General features: G+C 73.4%; 17 protein-coding genes. 2 read left to right on the top strand and 15 right to left on the bottom strand.

The window, feature by feature from the left end; translation table 11 throughout:
- Window positions 1–36 precede the first annotated feature (36 nt).
- A complete protein-coding gene (locus ABZS58_RS07600) occupies window positions 37–1320 on the bottom strand; it encodes a hypothetical protein (RefSeq protein ID WP_354778699.1) in 1284 nt (427 codons plus the stop codon).
- A gap of 155 nt (window positions 1321–1475) precedes the next feature.
- On the opposite strand from ABZS58_RS07600, the gene ABZS58_RS07595 reads away from it, so the two are divergent.
- Window positions 1476–2339 carry a hypothetical protein gene (locus tag ABZS58_RS07595; RefSeq protein WP_354778697.1) on the top strand — a complete coding sequence of 288 codons (864 nt, stop codon included), beginning with the start codon at window positions 1476–1478 and terminating at the stop codon, window positions 2337–2339.
- 169 nt (window positions 2340–2508) lie between these two features.
- On the top strand, window positions 2509–3057 hold the full coding sequence (locus tag ABZS58_RS07590) for a CYTH domain-containing protein (RefSeq protein ID WP_354778695.1): 549 nt from the start codon (window positions 2509–2511) through the stop codon (window positions 3055–3057).
- Here the strand turns inward: ABZS58_RS07590 and ABZS58_RS07585 are convergent.
- The 14 genes from ABZS58_RS07585 to ABZS58_RS07520 form a co-directional block, all read right to left on the bottom strand.
- Window positions 3054–4034, bottom strand: coding sequence for a radical SAM protein (locus ABZS58_RS07585; protein WP_354778693.1), 981 nt, complete (start codon window positions 4032–4034; stop codon window positions 3054–3056). The two genes, ABZS58_RS07590 and ABZS58_RS07585, sit on opposite strands and share 4 nt — an antisense overlap.
- A gap of 45 nt (window positions 4035–4079) precedes the next feature.
- Window positions 4080–4472, bottom strand: coding sequence for a hypothetical protein (locus ABZS58_RS07580; protein WP_354778691.1), 393 nt, complete (start codon window positions 4470–4472; stop codon window positions 4080–4082).
- A gap of 43 nt (window positions 4473–4515) precedes the next feature.
- Window positions 4516–6537: a hypothetical protein gene (locus ABZS58_RS07575; RefSeq protein WP_354778689.1), complete on the bottom strand. Its 2022-nt coding sequence runs from the start codon at window positions 6535–6537 to the stop codon at window positions 4516–4518.
- A 125-nt stretch (window positions 6538–6662) separates the two neighbouring features.
- Window positions 6663–7937, bottom strand: coding sequence for a YqgE/AlgH family protein (locus ABZS58_RS07570; protein WP_354778687.1), 1275 nt, complete (start codon window positions 7935–7937; stop codon window positions 6663–6665).
- Between the two features lie 75 nt (window positions 7938–8012).
- Complete coding sequence (locus ABZS58_RS07565) at window positions 8013–8885, bottom strand: alpha/beta fold hydrolase (protein ID WP_354778685.1); 873 nt, start codon at window positions 8883–8885, stop codon at window positions 8013–8015.
- Window positions 8886–8899: 14 nt separating this feature from the next.
- Window positions 8900–9478, bottom strand: a complete 579-nt coding sequence (locus ABZS58_RS07560; protein ID WP_354778683.1) for a TetR/AcrR family transcriptional regulator — start codon at window positions 9476–9478, stop codon at window positions 8900–8902.
- Window positions 9479–9560: 82 nt separating this feature from the next.
- On the bottom strand, window positions 9561–11720 hold the full coding sequence (locus tag ABZS58_RS07555; RefSeq protein WP_354778681.1) for an acyl-CoA dehydrogenase family protein: 2160 nt from the start codon (window positions 11718–11720) through the stop codon (window positions 9561–9563).
- A 16-nt stretch (window positions 11721–11736) separates the two neighbouring features.
- Window positions 11737–12492, bottom strand: a complete 756-nt coding sequence (locus ABZS58_RS07550; RefSeq protein WP_354778679.1) for an alpha/beta fold hydrolase — start codon at window positions 12490–12492, stop codon at window positions 11737–11739.
- Window positions 12489–13751 carry a cytochrome P450 gene (locus tag ABZS58_RS07545; RefSeq protein ID WP_354778677.1) on the bottom strand — a complete coding sequence of 421 codons (1263 nt, stop codon included), beginning with the start codon at window positions 13749–13751 and terminating at the stop codon, window positions 12489–12491. The genes ABZS58_RS07550 and ABZS58_RS07545 overlap by 4 nt, the downstream gene beginning before the upstream one ends.
- Before the next feature lie 100 nt (window positions 13752–13851).
- Window positions 13852–14559, bottom strand: coding sequence for a hypothetical protein (locus ABZS58_RS07540; protein WP_354778675.1), 708 nt, complete (start codon window positions 14557–14559; stop codon window positions 13852–13854).
- Complete coding sequence (gene lysX, locus ABZS58_RS07535; protein ID WP_354778673.1) at window positions 14556–15428, bottom strand: lysine biosynthesis protein LysX; 873 nt, start codon at window positions 15426–15428, stop codon at window positions 14556–14558. Before lysX ends, ABZS58_RS07540 begins: the two co-directional genes overlap by 4 nt.
- Before the next feature lie 50 nt (window positions 15429–15478).
- Complete coding sequence (locus tag ABZS58_RS07530; protein WP_354778671.1) at window positions 15479–16507, bottom strand: BtrH N-terminal domain-containing protein; 1029 nt, start codon at window positions 16505–16507, stop codon at window positions 15479–15481.
- Window positions 16504–17151, bottom strand: coding sequence for a hypothetical protein (locus ABZS58_RS07525; RefSeq protein ID WP_354778669.1), 648 nt, complete (start codon window positions 17149–17151; stop codon window positions 16504–16506). The genes ABZS58_RS07530 and ABZS58_RS07525 overlap by 4 nt, the downstream gene beginning before the upstream one ends.
- 12 nt (window positions 17152–17163) lie before the next feature.
- Window positions 17164–17922: a 2OG-Fe dioxygenase family protein gene (locus tag ABZS58_RS07520; protein ID WP_354778667.1), complete on the bottom strand. Its 759-nt coding sequence runs from the start codon at window positions 17920–17922 to the stop codon at window positions 17164–17166.
- Window positions 17923–17992: the final 70 nt, after the last annotated feature.

The following is a 17992-nucleotide window of genomic DNA, read 5'->3' as shown; positions in this document are numbered from 1 at the left end:
GCCCAGGGTTTGGGGCGCGCGCGACCTGTGCGGGGCTCAGCGCGTGGCGGTGCGGCGGTTGCGGCGGCCCCGGCGAGCCGGCGCGGGACCCGCGTCGGCCAGGCCGGCGCGGAACAGCCCGTGCACGACCTTCCGCCGCGCCGCCTGCTCCAGCGCTTCGCGCAGCGCGCCGTGGCGGAGCAGCGCGTCGGCACCGAGCAGCCCTTCGACCGCGCTGAGGGCACCTTCGGCGTCGCCGTGGTCGAGGCGGGCCCGCACGTCGACGAGGCACTCCGGCCGGCGGTGCGCGTCGTCGATCGCCTGCAGGCACGGCAACGGCGGCCCGCCGAGGGCCGTGAGGAGCTCTTCCCGGCGCACCTCGGCGGGATCGTGATCGAACGCGACCAGCACGCCACCTACGAGCCCGATCCGGTGCCGGGCGCCACGACAGTCGACGATCCGCGGGCGTGGTGGCGCACCGGGATCGTCCGGCACGCGCGCGGTGTCCGGTGGCTGCCGCGGTACCAACGCCGCGGCGACCAACGGGTGCAACCGATCCGCGCCGAGCAGCCCCGAACGCAACAGTTCCAGGTCGGGCAGCACCCACGTCGCCGCGTCCGGCAGGACCGGCCCCGCGCCGCCACCACGCCCGCGGACCGGCGTGATGCTCGACGCCGCACCGTGCTCGACGCGGACGACCACGCGACTGCGGGCGCCGAGCCGCACGGTCACGGCGCCGTCCCCGCCGTCCAGCAGGATCGCGGCCTCGGCCGCCCACCGGTCGGTGGCGCACCCGAGTCCCGGCGGCGCCGCCGGGTGCGGGCCGCCGCGCCCCGCCCGGACCCGCAGCTCACCGGCCCTGCGCGCGTCCCAGAGGTGGCGGTGCAGGTCGAGCCGGAACCGCTGATCCGGATGTGGATGCGGATGTCGTACGCGCAGCGCCCCGTCCCACAACGCGAGGCTGATCCGCTGCCCGGCATCCGCCCACGCCGGCGGCGTCCGGGCGACGAGATGCACGCCGTCGTACCGCGCGAGCGACACGGTCAGCCCGGGCCGCAGCAACCCGTCGGGGGCGATCCGCGGCATGTGCCAGCGCAGCAGATCTGGGGCGAGATGTCGCAGGTCGGCCCGGATCCGCGCGGCGAGCGCCACGCCACCGCCCCGGGCCACTGCCTTGAGGTCGAGGTCGACGTCGACGCGCGCGGCTGCGCACGCCCCGGCCCAGTCACCGGCATGCCGGCGGGCGGTCGCGGACTCGATCATTGAATGCGGCACGGCGAACTCGCGCACGCGCTGCCAGAAACTGCGGCGGGTGTCCCCACTCGCGTCAAGAGAATGCATCAGCACTCACCTTGCGCGGATGGGACCCCCAATCTACGACCTGAGGTAGTCATCGGCGGGAGCATACAACCTCTCCCGCACCCTTGTCAGGCCCGCGACGACCGCCGTCGCGGGGCAGGGGGCGCGGCGGGTATGTTCGGGGCATTGGAGGGATCATGAGGACGGTGACCCGGCGGCTGGCGCTGCGGCGGGCGGATCTGGACGGTGGCGTCTGCGACGTGCCGGACGAGTGCGTCGAGGCCCTCCGGCACCTGACCACCGTGCCCGTCGCGGTCGAGCACAAGATCCACGGGGGCACCGCGTCGCGGCAGGTCTTCCCGGCCACGCTGCGGCAGGACATCGGCTGGCAGTTCGCCGGGATCGAGTGGCCCGAGGACGTGCGGCCCGGGGTCCTCGCCACCGTCATCTGGCGGGCGGCCAGGGACGAGGTCGTGGTGCGCACCGCCGCGCTCGTGGAGCCGCTGCGCGTCGACGGCGTCCTCTACTTCCACGAGTACGACCCGAAGGTCGTCACCCGTGAATACCGGCCGGGCCCGGCGAACTGGGCGAAGGTCCTGCACACGATCCGGCACTCCGGCAACGTCCTCGACGACGGCAGCGCGGTGTTCGCCGAGGCGGACCTCGCCAGGCGCAGCGGCCTCGGCCGGGGCAACCGGGGCACGTTCCTGCTCCGCAACGCCGTCGACCAGCTGCTCCGCGAGGGCTACGTGACCCGCGTCGAGGGCAGCGTCGACGCGACCGGGCACCCGTCGTATCCGGCGGCCGACGGTGACGAGCCCGCCGGGATGCTGCTCTACGCGCCGCTCGTCGAGCCGGGCTCGCATCCCGACGAACCCGGCGAGGGCAGCGACCGCCGCGAGCACTGGGTCAACGGCTTCCTGCGCCGGCTCCCGCCCGGGGCGCAGGCGTCGGAGCGGCAGCTGAGCCTGCACCAGCAGACCGTGGAGCACGAGGAGTTCGACGAAGCCGCGCTGCCACCGGGGTACACATTCGTGAAGAAGCACCACCGCAACGGTTAGCGGCCCCGCGGCGCCGGGGTGCGGTCCGGCAGGTCGAACGCGCCGGGCTCCCGCCGGGCGCGCCGATCTGGACCGGCTGTTCGTGTACGGCCTCGACCGCCTCCTCGACGGCCTCGCCGCCTTCATCGCGGCCGCCGGCCGCACCGGGCAGCGGTCGTAGCATTGGGGCATGGCCGGCGGGGTGGACGAGGTCGAGAGCAAGCATCCCGTGCCCGACCCGGCCGCCCTCGGGGCCAGGCTCGCGGCGCTCGGCTTCGAGCCGGGGCCGGTGCGGGAGCAGCTCGACGAGTATTACGACACCCCCGGCGGCGGGCTGCGCGGGCAGGATCTCGTGGCCCGCCTGCGGGTCGTGGCCGGCGCGGCGACGGCCGGGTTCAAGGGGCCCCGCACGCACGCCGAGGACGGCACCTACCGTCGCATCGAGGTCGAGTTTCCCGCCGATGCCGCCACGGTACGAGCCGCGTTCGCCGCGCAAGGCCTGACGCTGGTGTGGCGGCTGGCGAAGCGGCGACGCGAGTTCCGGCGCGACGGCCTCGTCGTCGCGGTCGACGAGCTGCCGCTCCTGGGGGCGTATGCGGAGTTCGAGGGACCCCCGGCGCAGATCGCGGCGGCCCGGGACCAGGTCGCCGGGCTGGTGGGACGCCCTGAGCCGCGCAACTACGCCGAGCTGGCGAAGGCGAGACTCGGCGACCCCGACGCCCGCGAGCTGCTCTTCTAGACCGCGAGCCGGTTGTAGATGCAGATCGGCTGGTGCCCGCCGTCCGAGGGGCGCAGCGGGCAGCCGGTGCACGCCGTCGCGGTCCGGGCCAGTTCCGTGTCACCGCCGCGGCGGATCAGGCGGCCGTCGTGCCACTGGTACGCGGCGAGGGCCTCGTCCTCGAGCAGCATCCCGCACGAGAAGACGGCGCCGCCGGGCAGGAACTGCAGGTTGGTGCGGTCGCGGACCGCGCACACCCCACGGTCCGCGCCGGGCACGGGGAAGTCGAAGGCGACCTGGCAGTCGACGGTGAACGACTGCCGGACCGGGCGGTAGGCGGCGACCACGTCGAGCACCTGGCGGCGCCACGCACCGGCGGGCACGGACTGGTCGGCGGCGTGCTCGGCGCCCCGGCCGACGGGTGAGAACCAGTGCATGTTGAGCCGGCCGGCGCCGCTGGCCTCGGCGTACGCGAGCATCTCCGGCACCAGGCCGACGGTGTCGGCGAGGACGGTGCAGTTGAGGTCGAACGGCACGCCGGCGGCGCGCAGCTCGTCGACTGTCGCGACGGCGTCGGTGAACGCGCCGCGGCCGCGCAGCCGGTCGACGACGGCGGCGGACGGGGCGTCGAGGCTGACGGCGACCCGGCTGAGCGCCTCGTGCACGGCGGGCAGGGCGGCCCGGAAGTGCCGGCTGCCGTTGGTGACGGTCCGGACCCGGACCGGGGCGGCCGCGGTGTCCCGGACGATCGCCGTGAACTGCGGGTGCAGCGCCGGCTCGCCGCCCAGGACGGTGATCTCGGTGGCGGACCCGGACGCCCACGCGACGATCGCGGCGACCGTCGACGGCGGCATGTGCCGGGTGCGGTCGAAGTAGGCGTCGGGCAGGAAACAGTACGTGCAGCGCCGGTTGCAGCGCGACGTGATGTACAGGTCGATGCTCTCGAGCTTGAAGTCCGACGCCGAGAGCACACGGTCCGGGGCGGAAAGCCGGGTCACGCGGCGAATCATGCCACTGCCCAGCCCTGTCCGTGGCCGAACCGGTCAGCGCGGCTTGAGCGAGTCGCGTTCGGCGAGCTCAATTACCGCTCGGCGCTCATCCTCGCCGCCGGTGCGGATCACGCTCGCCGGGCTGCGGAAGCCCAGGGCCGGGTGAAGGTCGCGGGCCCAGGCGCGGGCGACGCTGCCGAGGTCGAACAGCCGCTGCACGTCCAGCACGCACCGCAGCCGGCGGCGGGTGGCGGGCTCGTGGACCGCGGCCTCGGCGGACCAGCCCGCCAGGGGCGCGTCGAGGCCCGCGCCGAGCAGATAGGCCAGCAGGTCCGGACCCCAGACCTGCTCCGCGGTGTCGAGCAGGGCCAGGTCGGCAGGGTCGGCGGCGTCTGCGTGATCGTGCAGGTCTGCGTGGTCGTGCAGGTCGGCGGGGGAAGCGCCCATGTCTTCGACGGTACCTCCGGGTGCGGCGCCGCGCATGGGCCGATCAGACCGACTCGTGCATGAGCAGCGCCGCCACCTCGCGGGCGATGACCCTGACCGTGCCGGCGCGCTGCCTCGGGTCGATCAGCGCGGCGCGGATCGTCTCCCACGAGTCGAGCAGCCGCCCGTCGTAGGACAGCGGCGGCCGGTTGCGCAGGTACCGGTGCAGCACGACCGCGTGCTGCACGATCCAGTGCAGGTAGTGGTCCTCGCGGTCCCAGCTCTCCAGGCGCATCGCCTTGCGCAGGTGGTCCTCGACCTCGCGGAAGCTGCGGGCGCCGAGCATCCGCGCGTCCTGCCGGACGTTGGCCATGACGGGGTGGAAGAGGTGACCGACGGCGTCGGGGAAGGTGTCGTGCCACTGGTCCCACATGACCGACTCGTCCTCGCCGCCGAGGGTCATGACGGCCTCGGGGCGGGTGTCGCGCAGCAGGTACTGCAGGTAGGCCCAGATCGCCGGGGTGCTCATCAGCCGCTCGGCACGGGTGGTGCGGATCTGCGCGCCGACCAGGGCGTCGTCGAGGTCGAGATCGCCGACGCCGGGGAACGCCTTCGCGGCGCGGGCGACGTCGAGGATCATCCGGTCGCCGCGGTAGTACTCCAGCTGCACCGCCCACGGGTGGGTCGGGCGGCGCAGCAGCTCCGGGTCCTGGAGGCGTTCGGCGACCCGGCCGGGCGAGCAGAACGACATGAGCGAGTCGACCTCGGGCGGGCGGGCGCCCTCCACCAACGCGAACCAGCGCTCGACCTCGTCGGTGAACCTGGCCCGCCAGCTGCGCGTGTGCTGGTCGCCGGCGAGGTCGTCGAAGCACAGCACGACCCGGACACCGCGCGCGGACAGGGCCGCCGCGACGGTCGCCTGCACGGCGTAGATGAGGGTCGGCTGACGCAGGCGCACCGGCCAGAAGACCAGGTCGAGCGGGGTGTCGGGGGTGTCGTCGAAGCGCCGCCAGCGGAACTCGTAGTCGAGCTGGCGCAGCAGCTCCACCGCCGACGGCCGCGCGCCGAGGACGGCTTCGAGGGTGGGCAGGTGGACCCGGTGCAGCGCGGTGCCCGCGGGCGCGACCCCCGGCGGGGCGGGGACGCTGGGCGCGGCGGCCGGTGGCGGCGAGGGCGGGAGGGTGGCCAGGCCGCGGCGTACCGCCGGGAACAGCCGGTCGACGTCGACCCCGGTGTAGACGAGCGCGGCGCCGGCCGGGGACGCGTCGTCGTCGTGCCGGGCCCACAGCACGTCGGCCTGCTCGTGCACGGCGCGGGTGAGCGCGTCGCCGCGGCCCGGTGGGTAGCCGGCGACGCAGATCGTGTCGCCGCGCAGCGCCTCGGTCAGTGCGGCGACGATGACCTGGTCGTCGGCGCGCAGCGGTTCCGGGTCGTGCAGCAGGGCGCGCTCGTCGGATTCGGAGGTCGGCCGCCAGTACCCGTGCAGATGCAGGACGTCGACGCCGCCGGCGGGACCGAGCGGGCCGGCGAACGTGCCGTCGCGGTTGAGGGTGAGCGCGCGGGCGGTGCCGCCGGCGCGGCGGACCGCGATCTCGATGAGCGGGTCGAAGTTGGTGGTGATGACCCGCCGCTGGAACCGGTCCGGCAGCCCGGCGAGGAGCTCGCCGACGGCGACGACGCCCGGGGGCAGCGACCAGGCGTCGCGGTCGTCCTCCAACTGGACGCCCCGGTGGTAGCCGACGCGTTCCCAGGCGGGGGTGGCGGCGCGGGCGGGCCGGTACGCCTCGAGGGCGGCCCTCTGCACGACGATGTCGAACTCGACCGGGGACAGCCATTCGGTGAACGCTCGGCGGTAGGCGGTGTAGAGCGCCGCGTCGCGGCGGGTGGCGCGCAGCCCGGCGAGAGCGGCTTGCAGGTCGGTGTTCTGCAGCGTCTGCCCGACGAACTCGTCGGCGAGGTCGACCATCCGGTCCACGCCGGGCACGACCCGCGCGGTGAGCCCCGACCCGAGGACGAGCGTGATGTCCCGTCCCTTGCGGATCGTGGTGACCAGCCGGTTCACCAGGCTCTGTTCAGTGCCGGTCATGCCGTCGCCTCCGCTGCGCTCCGGCGCCGACCCGACCGAAACACTGCGCCCATGATGACCGGCCCTCCGCTGCGCTCCAGTCCGGTCATGAGGTCACCTCACGGGCGGCGGGCTCAGTCATGCGCTCACCTCGCGTGCCGCGGGTCGTCGAGCCAGGTGACGAGGTCGGTGCCGGTGTCGGTGAGGTCGCCCGCCGCCAGCTCCGTCTCCAGTTGCTGCGGGCGCCAGCCGAGGTAGCCGACGAAGAGATACGCGGCGTCGATGACGGCCTCGGCCAGGGCGGGGTGCGCGTCCTGCGGCACGACGACGAGTCCGCCGCCGACCACCCGCCACCCGCCGGGTGCGGTCATGCCGGGCCGCAGCACGCCGAGCAGCAGGATCACGTCGCGGACGGGGCCGCCGTCGAGGACCGCGGGCACGTGCAGCGACCCGGCGAGCTCGTCGCCGAGGACGTGCGCCGGGGAGCGGGTCGCGGGCCGGTCCAGGCGCACGCCGATGGCGCCCTCGATCGGCGAGTGGGCGAGGATCGCCAGGTCCCCGGCGAGCTCGGGGTCGCCGCCGCCCTCCGCGCCGCGCAGGACCCGCCCGACGAGGGAGCTGTCGGGCCGCGCCGGCACCGGCCTGGGCGGCTGCGGGGGCGCGGCGGTCGGGAGCGGCGCGGCGGCGTTGTGCACGATGGGGATGCGGTCGCCGCCGTTGCGGGCGCGCAGCTCCGGGATCGGGCGGCCGCGGGCCCGTTGCACCCGGCGGATCTCGTCGTGCAGCGTGCCGAGGTCCAGCAGCGCGGGCCCGCCCTCGACGCCGTCGCGGAGCAGCTCGACGAGCACGCCGGTGAACGCGGTGAGCGGCTCGTCGGGCGGCGCGAGCGCGATCCGGTTGCCGGACGCGGCGACGAGCACGCAGCTGCGGTCGATCTCGACCTGGGAGGCGAGCGCGGCGTCGTCGTCGGTGCCGAGGCCGGGGATGGCGCGCCCGGCGTAGCAGCAGTCCAGGACGACGACCCGGTGTGCGCTGCGGCTGCCCTGCACGAGGCGGCGCACCCAGTCGAACGGCACGGCGCTGGAGTACGCCGAGTCGGGCACGGTCTGCCCGACCGCGAGGTGCAGCACGCCGGTGTCGGGGTCGATGACGCCGTGGCCCGCGAAGTACAGCAGCAGCAGGCCGGACACGTCGACCTCGGCGGCGGCGCGGCGCATGACGGCGTGCACGTCGCGCGGGGTCTCCGGATTGTGCACGACCCGGCACGCGTCGGGGTCGAGACCCCAGCGGTCCGGGTCGATCAGCACGTCCCGCAGCGCGGTGAGGTTGTTGGTGACGGCGGGGATGGCCGGGAAGTTGTCATAGGTGCTGGAGCCGACGAGCACCACACGCGACCGCCGCGCGTCGGAGAGGTGCGTCAAGACCCGGAACCGTCCCTTTTCATAGACCCTCGTCGTCGGCACCGAGCGTATACGAGCCGCGCCACTGGGTGCGCGTCAGGCGGCCAGGAAGTTCACCACCTCGGCCACCACGGCGGGCTCGCGCAGCAGGCGGCGGTGCCCGAGGCCGGTGGTGACGTGCAGCCGCGCCGACGGCCACGCCTCGGCGATCGCGATGCCGTCGGCGACCGGGACGGACCGGTCCCCGCGGTCGTGCACGATCAGCGTCGGCGGCATCAGTACGGCAGCGCCGATCGCCGGCACGTCGAAGTGGTGCATCGGCGCACCGACGCGCCGTTCGACGCGCCGGGTCAGCCGGGTCAGGGTGCGCTCGCCGAAGCCGAGCACGCGGGCGAAATGCCGGGCGTAGGACGCCGGGCTCGCCATCGGGGCGACCATGGCGACCTTCTGTGCCATGAGGCCGTCGCACAGCGCGACCGCGGCCGCGACCGAGCCCAGGGAGTGCGCGACGATCCCATCCGCCGGACCGTGCTCGGCGACGACGGCGTGCAGCGCGGCGGCGAACTCCGGGATCGACGAGGAGCGCGGGCCGAACCCGCCGGGCCCGGACGCGCCGTGGCTGGGCGCGTCGAACGCGATCACCCGGTAGCCGCGGTCGACGAGGCCGGGCACGAACGGCTCCAGCTGGCCGCGGTGCCCGGCCCAGCCGTGCAGCAGGTAGATGTTCGGCCCCTCACCCCAGGTGGCGCCGGCGATGTCGGTGCCGACGGCCCGGACGGTGAACGGCCGCCCGGTGGTCGTGCCCGGGGCCGCCCTCGGAGGGAGGCGGAACCAGATCCGCTCCGCCCACCGGGCGCCGATCGAGGGCGCGGCGTGTTCGAGGAACCGGAACGCCGACCGGAGCGGCTGAGGCGCTCGAAAAAACCGATCGTTCGTGCTTTTTTGCACCGACACTGCGACAGCGGTCATGAACAGGACTCTCCTCAGGAGCAGCGGATGAACAGGGCGTCGAGGGCGGCCCGGGCATGCGCCTCGGCCCGCTCGTCCTCGAGCAGATGGAACGCCTGGTGGAAGGCGAGCAGGATGCCGTCGTACTCGTACGCGGCCCGGTCGGGGTCGAGATCCGCGCGGAACGCCCCATCCGCGACCCCGGCCCGGAACATGGTGGAGATCATGTCCAGCATGTCCCGCTCGCCGCGCACGACCTCCTCGCGCACGGCACCGGGCTGGTGGTGGAACTCGGCGGCGGCGGTGACGAACAGGCAGCCGCCGGGGGCCGCCTCCCACCGCAGCCACCCGTCGAACAGCACCCGCAGCCGCGGCTCGCCGCGGGGCGCGGCCAGCGCGGGCCGCACCACCTGGTCGACGAACCGGGACCGCGCGTGCCGCAGGACCTGGACCTGCAGCGACTCCTTGGACTTGAAGTGGCCGAAGAGCCCGCTCTTGGACAGGGCCGTGCGCTCGGCGAGGGTGCCGATGGTCAGCCCGCCGAGCCCGACGGCCCGGGCGACGCTGGCGGCCTCGTCGAGCACCGCGATCCTGGTCTCCTCACCCTTCCCCATGCGACCAGAAAAGCACGACCGTTCGTCCCGCGCAAGCGTGTTGCGCGCGAGCCCGACCCGGACTGCGACGCCGCGTCGGTGGTCAGGCCCGCTGCGGTGCCGGGCAGGCCGCGGCCAGCCACAGGTCGGCGGGGCTGCCGAGGCGGGTGGACTCGACGGAGACCTGGCGATACGCGGTGGCCGTGGTCGAGTGGGCCAGCATGCCCCGCACCCCGTGCAGCTGCAGCGCGGTCCGGCTGGCCGTCTGGGCGTGTTCCGCGAGGGCGGCCAGGACGCCGGCCGCGGCAGGGTCCTCGTCGCGGTCGAACTGCCAGGCGGCCCGGTGCAGGACGAGCCGCCACCCGTCGCCCTCCCCCATCAGGGTGGCCAGGCGGTGCGCGACCGTCTGCCGCTCGACCAGCGGCCTGCCGGACTGGACGCGGGTGTTGACGTGCGCCCGGGCGACCTCGAGGATGCGGTCCGCGGTGCCGAGCAGCAGCGCCGCCTGACGGATCCGGGCCGCGGCGAGCGCGCGCCGCCAGCGCTCCGCGGTGATCGGCAGCGGGCGGGCGGCGGCGCCGTCGAAGCGGACCCGGGTCGCGGGCGTGCCGAAGTGATCGAAGGGCTCCGCGAGGCAGGTGGCGGGGTCGGCGACGACGAGGTGCCACGCGTCGTCGTCGGTGCGCACCACGCACAGCCCGACGGTGGCGCGCGGCAGCGGCTCCGATGCGCCCCACAGGGTGCCGTCGGCCTCGACGCGGATGTCCGACGGGACGCGGGCGCCGATCACCACGGCGTGCTTCGCGCCCTCCAGCAGTTCCGCGACGGTGTCCGCGGGCACGTCCGGCGAGCCGTCGAGGAGGTCGAGGGCGAAGGCGGTGTCGCGGTAGGCGCCGAGGGGCTGCAGCGCGTGGCCGAGCCGGTCGTTGACGACGATGTCGGCGCCGAGGCCGAGGGCGGCGCCGCCGATGCCGGCGGGTGCGCCGAGCGCGGGCACGCCGATCGTGCCGAGCTGCGCGGACAGGTCGCCGGTGCGGGTCAGCACGGCGTCGACCGCGTCGCGCAGGCGCTGCTGCAGCGGGTCAAGGGCCGGTCCGGGCGCGGCGACGCCGGTGCTGCCGGTGTCGAAGACCCGAGCGCTGCTCAGAATGTCGATCATCACCTCGGACGCGCCGCCGGAGATCGTGACGCCGGGCGACTCGCGCAGCGCCGCCTCCAGGATCCGGTCCCCCGCGCCGGGTCCCGGCACGAGCACGTCGGGTCCGAGCGCTTCCAGGGCCCACCAGGCGATGCGCTGGCCGGTCTCGCTGCAGTGCCACTTCGCGAACGACGACTCGGCGATGTCGGCGTTGCCGTCCTGCAGGTTCCGCAGGACCTGGCAGCTGAGCAGCTTGCTGGCGGCGAGGCGGGTGCGGTGCCGGGCCAGCCCGACCCGCGTGACGTCGCCGGGCCGGCGGCCGTCGGCGTCGAGACGCTCGGCGATCATGTTCAGCCAGTGCCGGCCGCGCGCGTAGTAGTCCAGGCCGGTGCGTTCCGCGGCGAACATCTGCGTGATCAGCGACCAGCCCGCGCCGGGCGGGCCGAAGACCGCGTCGTCGCCGACGCGCACGTCGCTGAACCAGATGTCGTGGAACTGCTCGTCGGCGAGGCTCGGGATGGGCCTGATCGTCACCCCCGGCGTGTCCAGCGGCACGAGGAACAGGGTGATGCCCTCGTAGACGCTGGCCTGCGGGTCGGTGCGCACCGCGATCAGCGCGAAGTCGGCGTAGGCGCTCTTGAGGTTGTACGTCTTGCGTCCGTCGAGGACCCAGCCGTCACCGTCCCGCACGGCGGTCGTGGTGAGGGCGGCGAGGTCGGAGCCGTTGGTCGGCTCGGTGAACAGGATGCAGGCCGTCGTCTCGGCGCTCGCCATCGCCGGCAGCAGGTCCTTGCGCTGCCGCTCGTCGCCGGACGCGAGGATCAGCGAGCCGACGTTCTGCACCGAGATGCAGTACAGGTTCTGCGGGATGCCGTGCGCGACGAGCTGCTCCAGCAGCGTGACGGTCGCCGTGTAGTCGAGGTCGCGGCCGCCGTACTCGGCCGGCCACGAGGGCGCGAGGATGCCGGCGGCGCCGAGGTGCCGGTACAGGGGGCGGACGTCGCCGTCCATCCCGTCCCTGCGGGCATGGACGTCCCGCAGCAGCCGCGCGGTCTCCGGCGAGCTCAGCACCTGCTCGACCTCGGCCGCGAAGTCGAGCGTCTTCTGTGGAACTTCGAAATCCATGCCAGGCTCCTAAACGTCAGACGCCCCGCAGGGCGGCGTGGACCTCCCGCACGACCCGGGCGTGGTGCTCGGTGAGGAAGAAGTGCCCGCCGGGCAGCACGGACAGCGCGAAGGGGCCCGACGTCTGCTCGCCCCACGGGGCCATCGCCGCCGGCGGCACCCCCGGGTCGCTGTCGCCGCACCACGCGGTGACCGGGCACGACAGCAGCGGTCCCGGCTGCATGCGGTAGCTCTCGATCATCGAGAAGTCCGCCCTGAGCATCGGCATGAGCAGGTCGATCAGGTCGTCGTGCTCGAAGACGGTCTCGTCCGCCGCGCCGTAGTCGCGCAGCATGTCGATGAACTCGGCGCGGGGCAGGTCGCTGACCGGCTCCCGCGGCCGGACGATCGGCGGCGCGGGCCTGCCCGTCACGAACAGGTGCCGGACGGGCCGGTCGGCGGTCCTGAGCCGCCGGGCGACCTCGAACGCGAGGATGGCGCCCATGCTGTGGCCGAAGAGCACGATCTCGGTCGGCTCGGCGGCGATCGCCCCGGCGAGCTGGTCGGCGAGGCCGCCCAGGTCGGTGGCGGGCGGCTCCACCATCCGCGCGCCGCGCCCCGGCAGCTGCACCGGCACGAGCTCGACCCGCCCGGTGAAGTACCGCTCCCAGCCCGCATAGTAGGTGGCGGAGCCGCCCGCGAACGGGAAGCAGTAGAGGCTGTGCGTCGCGGTGACGGACCGGAACCGCTGGTCGAACCACGAGCCGGCCTGTGTCGTCTGCTGGATGCTCACAGGGCGGCCGCCACCTTCCGCGGCGTGAACCGCACCGGCAGGCTCTTGTAGCCCGGCACGAAGTGCGACGCGACGTGCTGGACCTCGCCGGCGATCTCGACGGTGTCCACCATGTCGAGCATCTCCTCCATGAAGATCTGCAGCGTCACCTTCGCCATGCCCGCCCCGATGCAGTAGTGCGGGCCGACCCCGAACGCGAGGTGCCTGTTGGGCCGGCGGGCCAGGTCGAACGTGTAGGGGTCATCGAAGACCCGCTCGTCGCGGTTGGCGGAGCCGAGCCAGGCGCTGACGGGGTCGCCGGCCTTGATGGTCTGGCCCTGCAGCTCGACGTCCTGGATGGCGTACCGCATCAGCGCGGTCACCGGGGACGCCCAGCGCAGCACCTCGGCGAGGGCGATCTGGATGCCGTCACGGTGCTCGCGCAGCCGCTCGAACTGCTCCGGGTGCTCCGCCCATTGGCTGAACAGGGTGCACAGCGTGTGCGGCGTCGTCACGTTGGCGCCGATGAGCAGCACGTAGCCGTTGACCATCGCCTGCTGCTCCGACAGCGGCCCCTCCGACAGGTCCATGTTGCGCATGACGCCGATCGCGTCGGGGTGCTCCGCGCCGCGCTCGCGCAGCGCGAACTGCTCCCGGAACGCCTCGAACATCTGGTGCCGGGCCTGGCGGACGGTGGCCATCGCGTCGCCGGAGGCGTAGGTCGGGTCCTCGTAGGCGATCGTCATCATCACCACGTGCATCAGGTGCTCCCAGTCCTGCGGGGGCAGACCCATCAGCGTGCCGGTGATCGACATCGCGAACATCATCGTGTCGTGCGCGATGTCGTGGACGTCCTTGTCGATGGCCCGCCGGATCGCGTCGCGCGCCAGCCCGCGGATCAGCTCGTCGTGCGTCTCGACCAGCGCCGGCGCGAACGCCTCGTTGAGCGGCTTGCGCAGCTCGCCGTGGCGCGGCGGGTCGGTGTCGGCGAGCATGTCGTCGGTGGCGATGTCCGGCGTGTTCAGGTCCAGGACGCTGAGGATCGTGCCGCGCCGCGACGAGAACTCGGTCGGGGTGCGCAGCACTCTGGTGACGTCCTCGTGCCGGGTCACCACCCAGAACGGCTCGCGGCCGCCGCTCGGATCGGCCTTGTAGACCGGTGCCACGTCACGCAGGTGCGACCAGAGCGCGTGCATGTCCGTGACGGCGTGGAACGCGGAGTTGAGCAGGTCGGGGTCGTCGAACTGCACCGGACAGAACGGCGGCGTTGAGATAATCATCAACCGGGCCTTTCGATATCGCCTGTGCATGTCGTATGTGTCGAGTGTCGGCTAAGGCAACAGTAACTGCGCAGTATGTGCGCGGCAACCCGAGGGCGCGTCAGGAGATCCGGATACGTCGATCCCGCAGCTGCTCGTAGAACGGCAGGTGGTGCTCGAAATAGCTGCGCAGCAAGGGATCCGTCCCGATCGTCCGCTCGTACGAGCGCTCCGTGCGCTGCACGGTGGAGCTCTCGCTGACGTCGGTGTGCCAACGCGCGGACCGGCTCCACTCCGGCCGCTCCCCCGGCTGCCACCGCAGGATGTCCGCACGGAAGGGCAGGCCCACCGCCTCGCAGTACGCGCGCATCGTGGCCTCGGGACGGTCGACGAGGTCGTCGGAGTCCAGCACCACGGGCTCGCCGCCGGCGTCGAGGACCGCCTGGTGGATGCGGTGCAGATACTCCACGCCGACCTCGTGCGGCGCGATGTCGGGTTTGATCGCCGCGTACGACGGGATGATCTCGCTCGGGTGCCGCAGCAGGAACGCGTGCCGGGCGCTTTTGAGGAAGTCCTCGCGGGCGAAGAGCGCGTCGTAGCGGCAGTCGGTGGTGTCCTTGAAGAAGACCGTCGACGGCATCCCCAGCAACACGTCCATCAGCTGGTCGTGGGAGTCCACCGGGTGACCGCCGGCTTCGGTGCGGCCGTCGTCGGCGATGTTGCAGAACGGCTCGTGGACGGCGAGGAGGTCGTCGCGCTCCAGCATCATCCGGAAGAACACGGTGGAGCGGGACCGCGGCGCGCTCCACAGGGCCAGCAGCCGGCTCATGTCGACTCCACCTCTTCGAGGGTGCCGACGACCCAGTCGACGATGCACCCGGCGACGTCGATGTCGGTGGCGTCGATCGCGCCGTGGAACTCCGGCGTGTGGTTGACCTCGTTGGCGTAGAGGCGCTCCTCCTGGTCGATCAGGATGTCGACGCCTAGGAACCCGCCGCCGACCGCGTTCGCCGCGGCCACCGCGAGGTCGTTGAGCTCGTCGGTGATCGGGCAGGGCGTAGGGGCGCCGCCGATGGCGGTGTTGGTGCGCCAGTCGTCGACCGCGTTCTTGTAGATCGCGCACACGACGCGGTCGCCGGCGACGTAGGACTTGATGTCGCGGCCGGGCTTGTCGATGTGCTCCTGCAGGTAGTACACGTGCTGCTGCGGGTTGGGCAGCGCGGCGCGGTGCTCCAGGATCGCCCGGCCCTGCTCCTCGTCGTGGACCCGCGCCGTCAGGTTGCCCCACGACCCGGTCACCGGCTTCGCGACCAGCGGGTAGCCGACCTTCCGCATGACGTCCAGCGCGGCCGGTGTACCCCACGCGACCGCCGCCTGCGGGATCGGCAGGCCGGCGTTGTGGAAGGCGAGGGTGGTGCGCAGCTTGTCGCCGCACGTCTCCAGCACCGGCGGGCGGTTGAGCGTCGGCACCCCGAGCGCGTCCAGCGTCGACGCGACCGACGAGGAGCGGCTGTGGCTGACCTCGCGCATGAGCGCCGCGCGGTACGGTGGCCGCCCGTCGGCGAGCATGACCGTCAGCTTCCTGGGGTCGACGTGCTCGTGGCGCAGCCCGCGCCGTTGCATGGTTTCGAGGATCAGCCGCTCCTCCCGGCGGACCCGGGAGGCGACGACGGCGATCGGCATGTCTGTGGTGTCCACGATGGCCCTTCTGTTCGGCCCGGCCGTGCCCCCTGAGCGGTACCCCAGGGTCACGCGTGCCGGGACACGGCGTCCGCGGTGCGGTCGAGCTGGTCGAGCGCGACCTCGAGACGGCGGAGGAGTTCGGCGCTGTGCTCCCGCAGCTCGGCCGGGCGGTGCCGGTCCCAGACCCGCGAGTGCGCGCCGGTCATCCGCACGCCCGTCCAGCCGTGCGCCACGGCGTCGACCCGTGCCGCGGCCTCGGCGAGGTCGGGGCTGCGCCATTCGACGCCCTGGCGGCGCAGGAACTCCGCGTGCAGGCCCGCCTGTGCCTGGATGTTCCAGCTGATGACGTACAGCTCGCTCAGCGCGACCTCGGCCGCGCCGGATCCGGGCGGCAGCGCGCACAGCTCGTCGAGGTAGTCCCGCAGGCCCTCCACCCCGGACAGGGTGTCGCCCTCGGACGGCCGCCGGTAGCGGGCCACGTTCTCCCGGATGGCGGCCGCCACCCATTCGCGGTCCGGCCGCGGCACCTCACCCCGCATGCGGGCGTGCAGCCAGCGGCGGTCGCTGGGACTGGCGCTGAAGAAGACGTCGCCGTCGTCGGCCGGGTTCGCCGAGCCCCAGCTCGCCAGGAAGTCCGCGATCGGGATCGGGCCCTGGAACGCCGGCGGCTGGGCGTCGGACACGAACACCTCGGTGTCGGTGATCCGGTACACCACCAGCAGATGCGCGGCGTGCACGTCGTGGAAGGCGGGCCGGAACGGCAGGTGGAAGTTGTCCACGGCCGCGATCGGCAGCACCCCGGCGGCGAGCGCGTCGCGCAGCTCGCCGAGCCCCGCGTCCCTGCTCTGGTGCCACGTCGAGGAGAAGGGGTGGTAGAGCGCGAGCCGCTTGGCGAGGGAGTCGGGCGACGCGTGGTAGTAGTACTCCTCGGTCGTCCAGGCGCCGGCCTTGCGGCGGAACTCCCACGGTGCGCCCAGCACGGTGACGGGGTCGTGCCCGTCGTGCAGGAGCACGGTGGCCATGGTGCCGTGCAGGCAGCTGCCGAGGTCGCGGGTCCACAGCCGGACCTGGTCGAGGGAGTCGGCTGTGATCATGCCGTCGCACCGTCCGCGAGGCGCACGTCGACGCCGGTCACCAGCGTGACCGCGAAGACGTGCAGGGCGACCAGCCGCGGCAGGCGCAGCGCCTGGGCCGTGCCGCGGCGCGGCATCCCGATCCGGGACAGCCACATCGTGGTGGGCAGGCCCTGCTGGACGTGGTGCGGGTAGTGCATCCGCGCGGTCCTGAACGCGGGCTCCTCACCGAACGCGGGCGTGCCGTCGAGGAAGTCCGAGACACCCACCCGCAGCGGGTCGGCGTACCCGTCGTCGTAGTGCACCCACAGGACGTCCTCGCTGCGCCGCTCGGAGGCGGCCAGCAGGTAGATCCAGTCGTAGCGGCCCGGCGGGACGTCGATGACCTGCCCCTCGGCGCGGACGTTGTCGCCGTCGGCGCCGGCGTCCGGCCACACGAACGGGATGCCGGCGACCTCGATCACCGTGCGCGGCGCGGGCAGCTCCTCGGCGGGGAACGAGTTGCCCCACGCGTTGACGCGGCCGGCCGTCAGCTCGTCGACGCCGCTCGTCGCCCGGTTGTTGAGCAGGTCGTCGATGTTGATCAGACAGAACTCCGGACGGGTCGTCGTGGCGGGCAGCCGCCGCACGACGCGGCCGGGCGCGCTGGAAACCTGGCTGCTCATACGAACCTCCGATCAGTACAGCGAGAGGGCCTGCAGGGAGCTGTGCGTGCGCCCGTCCACCTCGGCGAGGTCCGGCACGGTGTTGAAGTCGACGATCATCGTGTCGCGCCAGCCAGGCACGTCGCGGTCCTCGGTGCGGATCTCGCTGACGGCGTGCTCCATCGTCGTGTCGGACAGCACCAGCGCCTCGAGCGGGTCGGTCATCGTGACGCGGTGCTCGGCCCGGTCCTCGCCGCGGCGGAAGACCTGGCTCTCGCCGCCGACGCAGTGGTGCCGGCCGATCAGGTGGATCGCCACGTATTCGTGGCCGTCGGAGTGCCGGCCCTCGGGCGCCGGCTCCGAACCCTCGTCGGGCTCGGCGATCACGCGGATGAAGTGGATGCCGAGCTCCCAGTCCCGGCTGCCGGCCGCGTCGTTCATCAGGCCGACGGACTCCTGCAGGATCTCGCTGAAGCGGCTGCTGGTGAGGGCGTCGTCGGTCAGGGGCTCGAAGACGCGCAGCTGGTCGCCGAACGCCCGGTTGATCTTCTTGCTCTGGAAGAACTCGGTGCCGAGCAGCGGTTCGAGGGTGCCGTCGCGGTGGGCGAGCACGCGACCGTACCGGCGGTTGCGCCGGCACCTGGCGGGGCCGAGATAGGCGTCCGGGACGAGGTCGTCCCAGGCGGCCGTGAAGCGTTGCCAGTCGTGTCCCTCGGTCGGCAGCGGCAGGCGGCCGTGTGCCCAACCGCGCTGCGCGACGTCACCGGCGCGGAGGTCTTCGGAGGTGTCCATCAGTGGTTTCCCCTCGATGGGTCGACGTGGGCGCGTACGCACACTCGGGGGCTCTACAGTCATTACCGCC

This window comes from Dactylosporangium sp. NPDC005555, from assembly GCF_040605635.1.
Lineage (GTDB): Bacteria > Actinomycetota > Actinomycetes > Mycobacteriales > Micromonosporaceae > Dactylosporangium.
The sequence above is the reverse complement of the archived record's forward strand: the minus strand, read 5'-3'. Positions and strand labels throughout refer to the sequence as shown.

Bases quoted from the DNA above. Each gene is read 5' to 3' on its own strand.
- ABZS58_RS07600 (WP_354778699.1), bottom strand. From the start codon at position 1,320: ATGCATTCTCTTGACGCGAGTGGGGACACCCGCCGCAGTTTCTGGCAG.
- ABZS58_RS07595 (WP_354778697.1), top strand. From the start codon at position 1,476: ATGAGGACGGTGACCCGGCGGCTGGCGCTGCGGCGGGCGGATCTGGAC.
- ABZS58_RS07590 (WP_354778695.1), top strand. From the start codon at position 2,509: ATGGCCGGCGGGGTGGACGAGGTCGAGAGCAAGCATCCCGTGCCCGAC.
- ABZS58_RS07580 (WP_354778691.1), bottom strand. From the start codon at position 4,472: ATGGGCGCTTCCCCCGCCGACCTGCACGACCACGCAGACCTGCACGAT.
- ABZS58_RS07575 (WP_354778689.1), bottom strand. From the start codon at position 6,537: ATGACCGGCACTGAACAGAGCCTGGTGAACCGGCTGGTCACCACGATC.
- ABZS58_RS07565 (WP_354778685.1), bottom strand. From the start codon at position 8,885: ATGACCGCTGTCGCAGTGTCGGTGCAAAAAAGCACGAACGATCGGTTT.
- ABZS58_RS07560 (WP_354778683.1), bottom strand. From the start codon at position 9,478: ATGGGGAAGGGTGAGGAGACCAGGATCGCGGTGCTCGACGAGGCCGCC.
- ABZS58_RS07555 (WP_354778681.1), bottom strand. From the start codon at position 11,720: ATGGATTTCGAAGTTCCACAGAAGACGCTCGACTTCGCGGCCGAGGTC.
- ABZS58_RS07545 (WP_354778677.1), bottom strand. From the start codon at position 13,751: ATGATTATCTCAACGCCGCCGTTCTGTCCGGTGCAGTTCGACGACCCC.
- ABZS58_RS07540 (WP_354778675.1), bottom strand. From the start codon at position 14,559: ATGAGCCGGCTGCTGGCCCTGTGGAGCGCGCCGCGGTCCCGCTCCACC.
- ABZS58_RS07530 (WP_354778671.1), bottom strand. From the start codon at position 16,507: ATGATCACAGCCGACTCCCTCGACCAGGTCCGGCTGTGGACCCGCGAC.
- ABZS58_RS07525 (WP_354778669.1), bottom strand. From the start codon at position 17,151: ATGAGCAGCCAGGTTTCCAGCGCGCCCGGCCGCGTCGTGCGGCGGCTG.
- ABZS58_RS07520 (WP_354778667.1), bottom strand. From the start codon at position 17,922: ATGGACACCTCCGAAGACCTCCGCGCCGGTGACGTCGCGCAGCGCGGT.